11 protein-coding genes are annotated in these 13,142 nt (G+C 64.8%); 4 read left to right on the top strand and 7 right to left on the bottom strand.

Translation table 11 applies throughout. The features are described from left to right. Window positions 1–6: 6 nt before the first annotated feature. The 7 genes from AWB68_RS00745 to AWB68_RS00775 all read right to left on the bottom strand — a co-directional run bounded on the left by AWB68_RS00745 (window position 7) and on the right by AWB68_RS00775 (window position 6,897). Entirely contained in the window at window positions 7–1,455 is a 1,449-nt protein-coding gene (locus AWB68_RS00745) for a DUF3300 domain-containing protein (protein ID WP_087642437.1), read from the bottom strand. Between the two features lie 377 nt (window positions 1,456–1,832). Continuing rightward, window positions 1,833–2,144, bottom strand: coding sequence for a Rieske (2Fe-2S) protein (locus AWB68_RS00750; protein ID WP_087642438.1), 312 nt, complete (start codon window positions 2,142–2,144; stop codon window positions 1,833–1,835). A gap of 45 nt (window positions 2,145–2,189) precedes the next feature. Continuing rightward, window positions 2,190–2,399, bottom strand: a complete 210-nt coding sequence (locus AWB68_RS00755; protein WP_087642439.1) for a hypothetical protein — start codon at window positions 2,397–2,399, stop codon at window positions 2,190–2,192. Window positions 2,400–2,549: 150 nt separating this feature from the next. Next, window positions 2,550–3,875, bottom strand: coding sequence for an MFS transporter (locus AWB68_RS00760; protein ID WP_235028137.1), 1,326 nt, complete (start codon window positions 3,873–3,875; stop codon window positions 2,550–2,552). A 191-nt stretch (window positions 3,876–4,066) separates the two neighbouring features. Continuing rightward, window positions 4,067–4,915: a TauD/TfdA dioxygenase family protein gene (locus AWB68_RS00765; protein ID WP_087642441.1), complete on the bottom strand. Its 849-nt coding sequence runs from the start codon at window positions 4,913–4,915 to the stop codon at window positions 4,067–4,069. A gap of 11 nt (window positions 4,916–4,926) precedes the next feature. Continuing rightward, window positions 4,927–5,907, bottom strand: coding sequence for a quinone oxidoreductase family protein (locus tag AWB68_RS00770; RefSeq protein ID WP_087642442.1), 981 nt, complete (start codon window positions 5,905–5,907; stop codon window positions 4,927–4,929). Between the two features lie 12 nt (window positions 5,908–5,919). Continuing rightward, complete coding sequence (locus tag AWB68_RS00775; RefSeq protein WP_087642443.1) at window positions 5,920–6,897, bottom strand: universal stress protein; 978 nt, start codon at window positions 6,895–6,897, stop codon at window positions 5,920–5,922. A gap of 189 nt (window positions 6,898–7,086) precedes the next feature. On the opposite strand from AWB68_RS00775, the gene AWB68_RS00780 reads away from it, so the two are divergent. The 4 genes from AWB68_RS00780 to ppk2 all read left to right on the top strand — a co-directional run bounded on the left by AWB68_RS00780 (window position 7,087) and on the right by ppk2 (window position 13,124). Then, window positions 7,087–9,780, top strand: a complete 2,694-nt coding sequence (locus AWB68_RS00780) for a winged helix-turn-helix domain-containing protein (protein WP_087642444.1) — start codon at window positions 7,087–7,089, stop codon at window positions 9,778–9,780. Between the two features lie 164 nt (window positions 9,781–9,944). Next, window positions 9,945–11,594 (top strand): fatty acid--CoA ligase, encoded by a 1,650-nt coding sequence (locus tag AWB68_RS00785; protein ID WP_087642526.1) that lies wholly within the window; start codon window positions 9,945–9,947, stop codon window positions 11,592–11,594. 23 nt (window positions 11,595–11,617) lie between these two features. Beyond that, entirely contained in the window at window positions 11,618–12,082 is a 465-nt protein-coding gene (locus tag AWB68_RS00790) for a MaoC family dehydratase (RefSeq protein ID WP_087642445.1), read from the top strand. Between the two features lie 226 nt (window positions 12,083–12,308). Further along, window positions 12,309–13,124, top strand: a complete 816-nt coding sequence (gene ppk2, locus AWB68_RS00795; RefSeq protein WP_087642446.1) for a polyphosphate kinase 2 — start codon at window positions 12,309–12,311, stop codon at window positions 13,122–13,124. Window positions 13,125–13,142 lie beyond the last annotated feature (18 nt).

The following is a 13,142-nucleotide window of genomic DNA, read 5'->3' on the forward strand; positions in this document are numbered from 1 at the left end:
GTCTCCCTAGCGCCTGCGTCCGCCACCGCCGCCGCCGCCCGCCCGCGCGCCGCCGCCCGATCTGTTGAAGCTCGAAGCCTGCGCGCTGGATCGACCCCGATTGAAGTCCTGCTGAGAGGCACCGCCGCCGCCCACGCCCTGGAAGGCATTGTCACGGCCGCCGGCTCCGTAGCCACCGCGGTTGCCGCCTGCACCGGACCGGTCGGACACCGACTCGCGATTGCCGACACCGGCGGTATTGGCGCCGCCGCCGCGGTTGCCCGCGTCGGCACGGTTTGCTGCACCCGCCCGGTCGGATACACCCGCGTTGTTTGCACCGCCCGCGCGGTTGCCCGCGTCGGCACGGTTCGCCGTACCTGCCCGATCGGATACACCGGCATTGTTCGCACCCCCCGCGCGGTTGCCGGCGTCGGCACGGTTCGCTGCACCTGCCCGATCGGATACACCCGCGTTGTTCGCACCGCCCGCGCGGTTGCCCGCGCCGGCTCTGTCGGCCGCAGCGCGGTCCGTCGTGCCGCCGTTCCGGCCACGGAAGTCGCCGCGCGCGTCGGCGCCGGGGACGTTCTTCGAATACTTCTCGCGGGACGCGTTGTCCCGGTAGGCGACACCCTGCCGATGGCCCGCGTCATGCTGCCACTTGCCGCCCTGGACCTTGGTGCGATCGAAGTTGCGATCGATATTGGCGGCCTTGTTGACGTTGATGTTGACGTCCCCGCCGCCCCAGTTGCAGTTGCCGAAGATGGCTCCCGCCGCCGCAAGCCCGATGCCCCACGCAAATCCGGTGGCGAGCGCGGCGCCCGGATAATACGCGGGGGACGGCGGCCAGTAGTACGGGGGATACGCCGGATAGCTCCACGCACCGTACACGACGGTCGGGTTATAGGCCGGCACGTAGATCACCTCGGGGTTCGCCGGTTCGATGCGCACGATGGTCTGTGTGGCTGGCTGGCCAGCCGGCGCCGGTTCCGTGATGACATTCTGTTGTTCGCTGGATTTCAGATTGCCCGATTCCTGAGCCCGTGCGCGCAGTCGCTGCACCGCGGCGAGCACGTCCTTTTCCTGCGCGAGGAAGGCGTCGCCAAGCTTCTGGGTCCAGTCGAGCTTGTCGTTCATCGGCTCGAGCACCTGCGGAAACGCGACCAGCGATTTCACGCTGACATCCCAGGGCTCCCCTTGTACCGCCTTGACCGCTGCGTCGCCCTTGATGGACGGATTGGCCTTGACCCAGCGTGCGGCATGCACGATCTCCAGCGGATAGGTCGAGGCCATCAGTACCTGGGATAAGACAGAGTCCGGATAGAGCGCGATTGGCGCCACCAGCGCCTCGATCTCCTCTGGCTTGAAGGTCGGCTGTGGCGGTTGATTCTGGGCGTGCGCACCGCTCGACTCGATCATCAGCGCAACGAGGAACCCCATGCAGAGCGCGTGAGCGAGTCGGTCGATCCACCGGGTCATGGCTGCTCCTCCGAACTGATTACGATGCCTGACGGCACGCGGTTTTTCTTGTTGCCGGTTGCGAGTTCCATGAAACGGCTGCGCATGTGTTTGTCCGAGCGCGATGTTGCCTTGAACAGATGTTAGTGCATCGCTGGCGTCATGGGGAGGTGAGGTTTCCATGGTGCGCAGAAATTGTGGCTATTCACAGCACCGTTACTTCCCGAGGAACGTCGGATAACGCCAGGTCTCAGATTCATTGCAACCTGGCGTCTCCTCGTTCTGGTTTCAGTCGAGGGTCGGCGCGCGCGACGCGTCGTGCTGGCTTCAGGAATTCGCTCGAACGGATGCCAACTCCAACGCGACCCTGGCCCGCGCGCCGACAGTCGTGCAATCCGTCATTCGTCGACCCGGACCACCAGATCGCCGTCGATAGTCTCGACGGCAAGCTTCGTCAGGCACATACCCCGCGCGCCGACCATACACCCTGACCTCAGGTCAAAGCGCAGGCCATGCGCCGGGCATTGCAAGACATGGCCGTCAAGGCGGCCACTCGCGAGCGATGCACCGTTGTGCGGGCATGAATTGTCGATCGCGTGGACGACACCATCAATGTTGAACAACACCACGCTGCGTCCGTCGATAAACGCGAGCGATCGCGCGCCGACCTCCAGAGCGTCAGCGCGGGCAATCGGTATGTATCGCGTCATTTCGTTACCCCCGGTGCGATCGACTGGATGCACGGCGTGAATCGGTCAACGCCACGAAGTGAGATCGCCGCTGGGGGTATGCGCGTCCATCCAGTCGTAGGGTCCGTGGACTCTGCCCCACGCCCAGGTCCGCACGCCCGATGCCGTCGATTCCGTGGCACGCTTGCGCGACACCGATTCAGCCTTCAGATCCGCTTTCGCTTCAATGGTATTGGCGCCTTTGACCGGCGAGCCGTTTTGTACATAGTCAGACATTTATCGTGTTCCTGTAAAGAAGAAGGGGGGCGCTGCGGGCATCCTCGGAATGCGTCCAAGGCTGCCATCGTTCCTGCGTTCGACGCTCGATTCAGCCAGCAATGCCTCGGCGAGCGGGCGGAGATGATGGTCGTGTCTCCGAATGCGAATTCATTGATTGACTGCCTTGCCTCGCAGTGCGTCGATCTGGCGCAGATCGCGCGTGTATCTCGATCTGCCGATCGCGAAGGCAAGCGCAGCCGCGAGGCTCACCAGAGGGATCACCTGCAACGCCCCCACCAGACCGATGCGGTCTGCGATCAACCCGGTGACGAGCGGGCCAGGGGCCAGGCCGAGCAGATTGTTCGCGAGCGTCAGGGTGGCGAACGCCGACGCATGGATCGACGAAGGGGTGAGATTGGCGACCATCGCCCCTGCGGGTCCGGAAGTGCCGGCAACGAGGAAAATGCCCGCGCCCAGCAGGGCGAGTTGCAGCGCACCCGGCTCCAGATGAAAACCGGTCGCCAGCAGCGCGAATGAAGTCAGGCAATAGAAGACCGCCGTCGTCCACTTGCGTGGAGGGCTCGCCCTGCAGATTCGATCCGTGACGATGCCGCAGGCGACCATGCCGAGCGCGCCCAACAGCACGAACACCGCCGCGCCTGCGGCTGCCTTGTCCGGCGCCAGTCCGTAGGAGCGGTTCAGGAAACTGGGCATCCAGGCGAGCACGGCGCCCATGATGAAGAGTTGCAGTCCGCTGCCGACGTAGGCGCACACGACCGAGACCGTCGAGAAGAGTCCCGCGACGAGCGTGCGCAGGCTCGTGACCACGTCGCTTCGGCTTGCTTCCTGTCCGGCGCGATTCGGTTGCCGCGATGCGATGCGCTTCTCCGAAACGACGATCCGATACGTGACGACCAGCACGATGCCGAAGCACGCCATCGCGCCAAACGACGAACGCCACCCGAAGTGCACGGCGACGAATCCGCCGAGCGCCATGCCGAGCACCGAGCCGAACGCGCCACCGGCCATGAAGGCGCCGGTCAGCGTGGAGCGCAGGTGCGGCGGGAAAATGCTGAGGATGAGGGCGATGCCCACGCTTCCATAGGCTGCCTCGCCGAGACCCACGAACGCACGCGCGACGAGCATTTCACCGTAGTTGGTCGCGAACGCGCAGCCGAGCGTGGCGAGGCTCCAGAGCGCCGCCATCAGAATGAGGCTTCGCACGCGGCCCCATCGGTCGGCAAGTACCGAGAGCGGAAAGGTCAGCAGGCCGACCATCAGCGCTACCACGCTGCTGAGCGAACCCAGTTGGGTGTCGGAGAGACCCCATGCGCTCTTCAGCAGGGGAAAGACCGCATTCAGTACCTGCCGCGACATATAGTCCGACAGCAGCAAACCGAAGGTCAGCGCGAAAATGATCCACGCATAGGTGCGCGAAAAGGTGGGAGCGCCCGCGAAATCGCCCTCGGCCGGCTTTGCACAATGAAGTTCCAAAATTGTCTCCTCCGATGATCGGCGTGCGGGTCTGTCCTGCGCTCTAACGCGCAGCGTGCCGCTTTTAGTTTCCGGGCGGCAGAACCGGTCTGCCGCCCGCGCCATGGAGCTTTGAATTGAATTTACGTGCTGGCGCGGCGGCTTTCACGCCGCGCCAGCACCCCCGCTGTCAGGCGAGTGGATCGCCGATCTCAGTACGGGACGTCGCCAACAATTCCGGCGCGCTCCATCTTGCGATGGCAGGGCGGGTAGTCCATCACCGCGTAGTGCTGGGTGCTGCGGTTGTCCCAGATCGCGATGCTGTTTGCCTTCCAGCGCCAGCGCACCTGGTGCTCGGGGATGTACGCCTGGCTGATCAGGTAGTTGAGCAGGTGGCTCGCGCCCGGATTGGCGTCCTGGCCGAAGCGCACGCGCGCGGGCGTGTGATAGTTCGAGAAGTGGGTAGTGAAGGCGTTCACGAAAAGCACGAGCTCCTCAGTCTCGGGATGCGTGCGCACGACCGGATGTTCTGCATCCGGAAACTGGGCCTTCAGCGCGAGACGCTTGTCGATCGGCATGGCGGCCCCGAAGCTTGCCTCGATGCTGTGGCGCGCGCGCAGGTCCGCAATCTGTTCCTTGACATGGGCGGGCAGGTTTTCATAGGCCAGGACCATATTGGCCCATACGGTGTCGCCGCCGACGGGAGGCGACTCGACGCAGCGCAGCACGCAGCCGAAGGGCGGGGCCTGACGCCAGGTGGCATCCGTATGCCATGAGTTTTCGTAGCGGTCGTTGGGCTGGTCGGGATTCTTGTAGATTCGCACGAGCCCCGGATGCTCGGGATCGCTGCCGGCGACCGGATGGTCCTCCAGCTCGCCGAAGCGGCGCGCGAAGGCGACATGCTCGGCGCGCGTGATGTCCTGATCGCGCAGGAACAGCACGCGATGCTGGAGCAGGCTGGCGCGGATCTCTGCGAACAGGCCGTCGTCGTGCACTGCGTCCGCGAGGTTGACCCCGACGAGTTCCGCGCCAATCGCGCAGGTGATTTGTTCGACACGCATTGCGGGTCTCCTTAGACGATGAACACGGACGAGCCGGTGGTCTTGCGCGATTCGAGATCGCGATGGGCCTTGGCGGCGTCCCGCAGCGCATAGCGCTGGTTTATTTCGATGCGGATGCGGCCAGCCGCGACGTGCTCGAACAGTTCGTTCGCGAGCGCGTTCTTCTCGGCCGGATCGGCGATGTAGTCGGCCAGCGCCGGGCGCGTCAGATAGAGCGAGCCCTTCATCGCCAGCAACTGCGGATTGAACGGCGGAATGGGACCGGACGCGGTTCCGACGCAGACCATCAGGCCGCGGCGCTTCAGCGAATCGAGCGAGGATTCGAAGGTGTCCTTGCCCACGCTGTCGAACACGACGTTCACGCCCGCGCCGTCGGTGAGTTCGCGTACGCGCTTCGCGACGTCCTCATGGCTGTAGTTGATGATGTGCTCGCAGCCGTGGGCGCGCGCAACCTCGGCCTTGGCGTCGCTCGATACGGTGCCGATCACCGTCACGCCCAGAAGGCGCGCCCATTGCGACACGATCAGTCCGACGCCGCCAGCGGCGGCATGCAGGAGAATCGTATCGCCGGCCTTGAACGCATGAATGCGGCGCATCAGATAGGACGAGGTCAGGCCGCGCATGGTCATCGCGGCGGCCGTCGCGCAACTGATGCCGGCGGGCAGCCGGATGAGCGGTGCGGCGGGGATGAGACGCTCGGTGCTGTACGCGCCAAGGGTGTTGATGAAGCCCGTGTAGGTGACCCGGTCGCCCACGTTCACATGGGTGACGTCAGCGCCGACGGCCTCGACCACGCCCGCCGCTTCAACGCCCATGCCGGCGGGCAGCGGAACCGGGTAGAGGCCGGAGCGGAAATACGTATCGGCGAAGTTCAGGCCCACGGCTTCATGACGCAGCCGGACCTGTTCGGGGCCGGGCATGCCGACTTCGACTTCTTCCCATCGCAACACTTCGGGACCGCCCGTTTCGTGAAAGCGGATTGCATGTGCCATTTGTCTCTCCAGTCATGCTCGCGAGCCGTCCGGCTCGCTGATTGTGTCGGTGTGCTTCGCGGCGCGACCCAGCGTCGCCGCGCAGTCGAATTCCAGGTGGATCCCCATCCAGTCCGCGTCGTTCAGATAACGTCGTGCCGCTGGGAGGATCACGCCTTGTTCGCGTCCCATCCACTCCCAGGCGAACTGCGCGTAGGCGCTCAACGCTCGTTCGAGTTGCTTCGCCGTGGTCCCGGACTGTGTGTTCTGTCCAGCCATTTGAGCCAGCTCGTCGAGGAGCTCTTCGTCGCGGCGGTGCAGGCGCTCGAGTTCGTCGAGTTCCGCGCTGACCACCGACGTGCGTTCGCGCAGCCTCGAAAACAGCGAGGCCTCCGCCTCTGGACGAAGCCGTCGCGCCTGACGTCCGCGCAGCCACGCGGCGATCTCGCGCAGCGTCGTTGCCCCGGGCACGCTGCCCTGGCTGCCAGCGGCCTGGAACAGGTCCAGCCACTCGTGCAGTTCGTCGGCGAGCGCCCGATGCGCCCCGAGCAAAAAGCCGATCGCGGCTTCGACGGCCGGCCGCCGGTCGACTGCGCACATCAGCACGGGAAGCCCGGCCGCGTCCGGAGTACCGAATGCGAGCGCTTGCGCCCCGGGTGCGCCTGTTGCCATGCAAATCAGATCGCAATCGTGCTGACGCGCAGCCTTGGCGATCGTCTCGAACGATCCCTCTTCGACGGACCCGGCGACGGCGAAGGCGACCGCAGACGAGCAGGGCACGCCCTGAGCGCGTGCGGCCGCTTCGGCTCTCGCCAGCAGTTCGTGCACACGTCGCGGAACCGGACGGGCGAGTGCGGCTGGCTGCCCGGAGGTCACTCGCGACGCGCTGGCGGGCAGCACGTGCAAATACGTGATGCGCGCGCCGATTGCCTGAGCGAACTCCGTCGCGTGACCGAGTGCTTCGATGCAGGCGTCGGTGCTCTCGACAGGAACGAGTAGATGGCGGTACATGGCATCCTTTACGCCGGCTTTGGTGTTTGAGTGAACATGCTTGCATCGTAGTGCAGCGGCGCTTCGTTTAACCCTCTCGCGGAGGGAGGGGCTTGACGCACGCAGGTGATTAGAACCATGCTGCGAGTGTGATCCGCTTCAGAAGCGACTCCGCCGGAGTCGCCGCGCGATTCCGACCGACCTCTCCCGATGGCCTCCACGTCTCCCGGCGCCGAACGTTCAACCACCGAGCTGGTCCTGAAAACGATTGCGCCGCGCATGCCGCTGAACCTTCTCGCGCGGCCGCGCCTGAGTGCGGACGACCCCGACTTCCGCGACCGGCAGATCGCGCTCGTGCAGGCACCGGCTGGCTATGGGAAGACGTCGTTGCTGGCGCAATGGAGGCGCGAGCATCTGGCGCGCGGCATTGCCGTAGCCTGGCTGCTGGCGGACGAGCGCGACGATGCGCAACGGTTCCTGCGTGGCCTCGTGCAGGCGGTGCGCACGGGCTGCGCACGGCCCACGTTCGGCCACCTGCTGCTCGACAGCGCGTTCGCGTCGGTGAGTGAACTGGACGGCGCGACGGGATGGCTGGCGGAAATCGCACAACTCTCGCTGGATGTCCTGCTGATCGTCGATGAAGCCGAGCGCCTGCCGGCCGCCGGCGCGGAGGTGCTCGCCTATGTGCTGCACAATGCGCCGCAGAATCTTCGGGTCGTGGTGGCGGCGCGGCGCGGACTCGAAGCGTCGATCGCCGGCCTGCTCGCGTATGGGCAGGGCACGCTGTTCGGACCGGAGACGTTGCGCTTTCGCCTCGACGAGACCATTGCATTGGTGGGCAACCGATTCGGGGCCCGCGTGGACGCCGATGCGTGCGCACGGCTCTTCGAGGTCACCGACGGCTGGCCGCTCGGATTGCAGCTTGCGCTCGCCGCGATGGCGCATGCGGCGGACCCGCGCAAGGCAGTCGAGACGATGGTTTCGGGTCCGGGCAGTTTGCGCGACCATCTGGTCGGCGCGTTGATTGCGAATCTCTCGAAGCAAGACGAAGCTTTTCTCATCCGCATCAGCGCCGTGGACATGCTGCATCCGGCGTTGTGCCACACGCTGACGGGCGACGCCGATGCTCCCCGGCAACTGGACCGTCTGGTGCGTGAGACGCCCGTATTCATCACCGCGGAGGACAGCGCATGGTGCCGCCTGCACACACTGGTGCGCGACGTTCTGCGGGCGCGCTTCGCGCGCTTGCCTGTCGCGGAGCAGGAAGCGTTGCATGGGCGCGCCTCGGTCTGGCTTGCCGGGCAAGGGATGATCGAGGAAGCCGCACGCCATGCGCATGCGGCCGGTCAGCGGCAGACCGCCTACGAACTGGCCGAACGCAGCCTGCACGATGCCGTGATACAGGGACAACTGAGCGTCGTGCTCGACTGGCTCGACCTGCTCCCGGAGTCCGAACTGGAGCAGCGCCCCCGCCTGCGGCTCGCCGCTGCATGGGCGCTTGCCCTCGGGCAGCGACATGAAGAGGCCCGATCCCAGGTCGAACGCATCCTCGCCAGCGAGAACGTGCGCACCGAATTGCGCTACGAGTGCGCCCTGATCCTCAGCGCGGCGGCCTACTTCGCGGACGAACCCGACCGCTTCGTCGCCTTGTTCGAGCCGTGGGTCGAGTCGGCGCCTGCCGGCGACTCATGGCTCACGCAGGTCCACGCGAACCGGCTGGCAGCACGCGCGATGCTGCTCGGCGAACCGGCACAGGCGCGGCGTTGCCAGCGACGCGTGGCACGCGGTGACGTCGGCGAGGGGCTCGGCCACCTGGAGCGCTGGGGCGATCACATCATTGGCTTGAGCTATCTGTGGGAAGGCCAGATGCGCCTCGCCGAGGAAGTCCTGAAGCCCGCGCTGGCGAGCGCGGAGGCCGGCCTGGGCCGGCGTCACCCGCTTAGCTGCATGTTCGCGGCGGCGTGCGCGGCGATCGCCTATGAGGACGATCGCGTGGCCGAGTCGACGGCGCTGCTCGCCAACCGGCTGGACATCCTGGAGCGCTCTGCCACGCCGGAAACCGTGATGCTCGGTTATCGCACGGCGGCGCGGATCGCGGCGGTGAACGGCAACGAGAACCGGGCGCTCGATCTGCTGGAGGCCATGTACGCGCTCGGCTTGAGCCGTGGCCAGCCGCGCCTGTGTGTCGCCAGCCTCGCAGATCAGGTCCGCATGCACGCTGGCCGGTATCGCGCCCACACGTGCGAGGCCCTGATGCGCCGCATCGACGAGATCGTCGCTCGCGACGCCCGTCACGGGCCGCTGTGGCGGCAGTCAGTGGCGCTGCTGCAGGCGCTCGCAAAGGCGGATGCGGCGATTGCCTCACGGAACTGGCAACTGGCGCTCGACGCACTTGCGCTCGCGGACGGCCAGGCCGACGCGATGAAGATGGGCCGCTACCGGATCGAAATCCTGGCCTTGCGCGCATTCGCACAACACGAGATGGGCGCTGACGGAACAGCCTTGCTGCTCGAAGCGAAGAATCTCGCGCAAACCTTCAACCTGACACGCACGCTGGTCGATGCGCATCCCGCGCTCGCCGACTGGGCGCGGCGCGTCAAGGATGAAGCCGGCACGGAGCACGGCGGCCGGCCCCTTGCCGCCTTCCAGATCGTGCGGCCACCCGCACGCGAAACCAACGGACCTCGCGCAGTGCCGAGTCTGGTGCTCACACCCAAAGAGCGTGAAATCCTCGAATTGCTGGCACGCAACCTCTCGAACAAGGAGATTGCGCTTGCGGCGATGATCGGCGAGGGAACCGTCAAGTGGCATCTCAAGAACCTCTTCGGCAAGCTCGACGCGAGCTCACGCAAGCACGCGGTGCGCCGTGCGCTGGTGCTCGGCCTCCTGGAAGGCACGCAGTAGCGCGACACCACCCCTTCGTTTTCGATTCCCCTCCCGCCGCGAGAGGTGTTCGAATCGACGTCTTTCCGTATTCTGCGTGCATCGACCCATTGCGACGTGACCTGATGGCGCCCCTTGAAGGCGCCGGCAAGCCGGCAATCGGTAGCCCGATCAAGGAGAATCAGATGGAATACGTTGACATTGACTCAAATGAATCGGCTTATGCCTACCCGTTGCTCGTCAAGCATCTTCTGCATACACCGCTCGCGCATGCGCCCGATCAGGAGATCGTGTATCGCGGCGAGACGCGCCTCACCTACCGCACGATGCGCGAGCGCATCGCGCGCCTCGCGAATGGCCTGACAAGGCTCGGTGCGGAAAAGGGTACCACTGTCGCGGTGATGGACTGGGACAGCCACCGCTATCTCGAATGCTATTTCGCGATTCCGATGATGGGCGCAGTGCTTCAGACGGTCAATGTGCGGCTTTCGCCTGCGGAGATCGCCTACACGATCAACCATGCGGGCGCGCAGATCCTCATGCTCCACACGGACTTCCTGCCTGTGGTCGACGCGATGAAGGACCAGCTCGAAACGGTGCACACCTTCATCTGGATCGACGACGAGGGCAGCGAAGCCAGCGCGCATTCGATCCCGTTCGCAAGCGAGTACGAGCACATGCTCGCCGCGAGCGAGCCCAGCTACGACTTCCCGGATTTCGACGAGAACACGCGCGCCACCACGTTCTATACGACGGGCACGACGGGCTTGCCCAAGGGCGTTTATTTCTCGCACCGTCAGCTCGTGCTGCACACGATCACCGGCATGGCGGCGCTGGCGAGCCCCGTATCGGGGCAGCGCTTTCACCGTGGCGACGTGTACATGCCAATCACGCCGATGTTCCATGTCCACGCGTGGGGCATGCCTTACATCGCCACCGTGCTGGGCGTGAAGCAGGTCTATCCGGGCCGCTACGTGCCGGATCAGCTCGTCAAGCTCGTGCGGGATGAAGGCGTCACGTTCTCGCATTGCGTCGGCACCATCCTGCACATGCTGCTCAACTGCGGTGAAGCGAAAACCGTCGACCTGAGCCGGTGGAAAGTGGTCATCGGCGGGGGCGCGCTGCCTCAGGGTCTCGCGCGTGCCGCGCTCGATCGCGGTATCGATATCTTCGCTGGCTATGGCATGTCGGAGACCTGCCCGCTCTTGAGTCTTGCGCAACTGAAACCGGGCAGTGAGACGCTCGACATCGACGAACAGGTGAACCTGCGATGCAAGACGGGTCTTCCGGTGCCTCTCGTCGATCTGCGCATCGTGAACGAGGAGGGCGCAGACGTTCCTCACGACGGCAAGGCGAGCGGCGAGATCGTCGTGCGTGCGCCGTGGCTCACGCAGGGCTACCTGAAAAATCCCGGCGCTTCGGCCGAACTGTGGGACGGTGGCTATCTGCACACGCAGGATATCGCGAGCATCGCTCCGAACGGCTATCTGCAAATCACCGACCGCATCAAGGACGTGATCAAGTCGGGTGGCGAGTGGGTTTCGTCGCTCGAGATCGAGAGTCTGATCTCGCAGCATCCGGGCGTCTCCGAGGTCGCGGTGATCGGCATCAAGGACGAAAAGTGGGGCGAACGGCCCGTGGCGCTCGTGGTCCTGAAGCCGCAGTTCGTGCCGCTGGTGTCGGAAGATGAGATCAGAAATCACGTGCGTGCTTTTAGCGAGACCGGGCAGATTTCGAAGTACGCCGTGCCGCAAATCGTGAGGATCGTCGATCAACTTGAAAAGACGAGCGTCGGTAAATTGAACAAGAAGCGGTTGCGCGAACAATTCGCCTGATCATTCAAACAAGAGACAACAACATGAGCATGACTGGATACGCCACGACCACGATCAGTGAGTTTGTCGGCCGTGAACTGGGTGTATCGGATTGGGTCGTAGTCGATCAGGCGCGCATCGACGCGTTTGCAGAGTGCACCGGCGACACGCAATGGATCCATGTGAACGTCGAGCGCGCAAGGCGCGAGAGCCCCTACGGCGGCACGATCGCGCACGGCTATCTCTCGCTCTCCTTGCTGGCGTCGCTTTCGATCGAGATCGGCCTCATCCCCGCCGATGCAAAAGCGGGCCTCAACTACGGGCTCGACAAGGTGCGCTTCATCACGCCCGTCAAGGCGGGCTCCCGGGTGCGGTGCCGCGTGGTGCTCGCTTCGGTGGCAAAGAAGGGCAACGACCGGATCCTCGTCAAGACCGAAAACGAATTGCAGATCGAGGGCGAGGAAAAGCCGGCGCTGATTGCGCAGACGCTCGTGATGCTGATGGTATGACGACCGTGGTGAACGGGCGGCGAGAGGCGGTGTAGGGTTCGATAGCGAAGTGCTTGTCCACGGCAACCGCTGATACCCCGGGAACGCTCGGGATTTCATCCCGGCGGCGCGGCTCCGTCTGTCTATTGGACCAACGTCGTATTGCCTTGCTCAGTGCTGGCGCCTACATTGTGAAATGTATTTCCAATGAAACCGCTCGGCTCGGCGCACGCACGGAGGCACGGGAATGGCGAAGACACAGGGGAAAAAAGAGCGGCCCGCACAAGACGCGACCTTGTCGAACAAGGCGTACCGCAAGGCCTTGTTCCAGTTGCACGTCGAGCTCGTCAAGCTCCAGGAGTGGGTGGTGCAGACCGGCAGGAAGGTCTGCATCGTCTTCGAAGGACGCGACGGCGCCGGCAAGGGCGGCACCATCAAGGCGATCACCGAGCGGGTCAGTCCGCGCGTGTTTCGCGTCGTCGCGCTTCCGGCGCCGACCGACCGCGAGAAGAGCCAGATGTACGTGCAACGCTACCTGCCGCATTTGCCGGCCGCGGGGGAGGTCGTGATCTTCGACCGCAGCTGGTACAACCGCGCGGGCGTCGAGCGGGTGATGGGCTTCTGCTCCAGCGAGGAGGTGGAGGCCTTCTACCGAGCCGTGCCGCTCGTCGAACAGGCGATCGTCGGGTCCGGCATCATTTTGCTGAAGTACTGGCTGGAAGTCAGCGAGGAGGAGCAGACCCGCCGCCTCGAGTCGCGCATCCACGACGGGCGCAAGGTATGGAAACTGTCCGGCATGGACCTGAAATCGTACAGCCGATGGTATGACTACTCGCGTGCGCGCGACGCGATGTTCAAAGCGTCCGACACGGATCTCGCTCCCTGGTACGTCGCGAATTCCAATGACAAGCGACGGGCGCGGCTCAACATCATCAGCGACTTGCTCGCGAGGATTCCCTATGAAGCCATGCCGCGCCAGAAGGTGACCTTGCCCAAACGGCAAAAACCGGAGGGTTACGAGGATCCACACTATCCGTTCAGATACATAGCCGAGAGATTCTGAGCTCGACGGTCCGCCGCA

The sequence above is a fragment of the Caballeronia choica genome (assembly GCF_001544535.1).
GTDB lineage: Bacteria > Pseudomonadota > Gammaproteobacteria > Burkholderiales > Burkholderiaceae > Caballeronia > Caballeronia choica.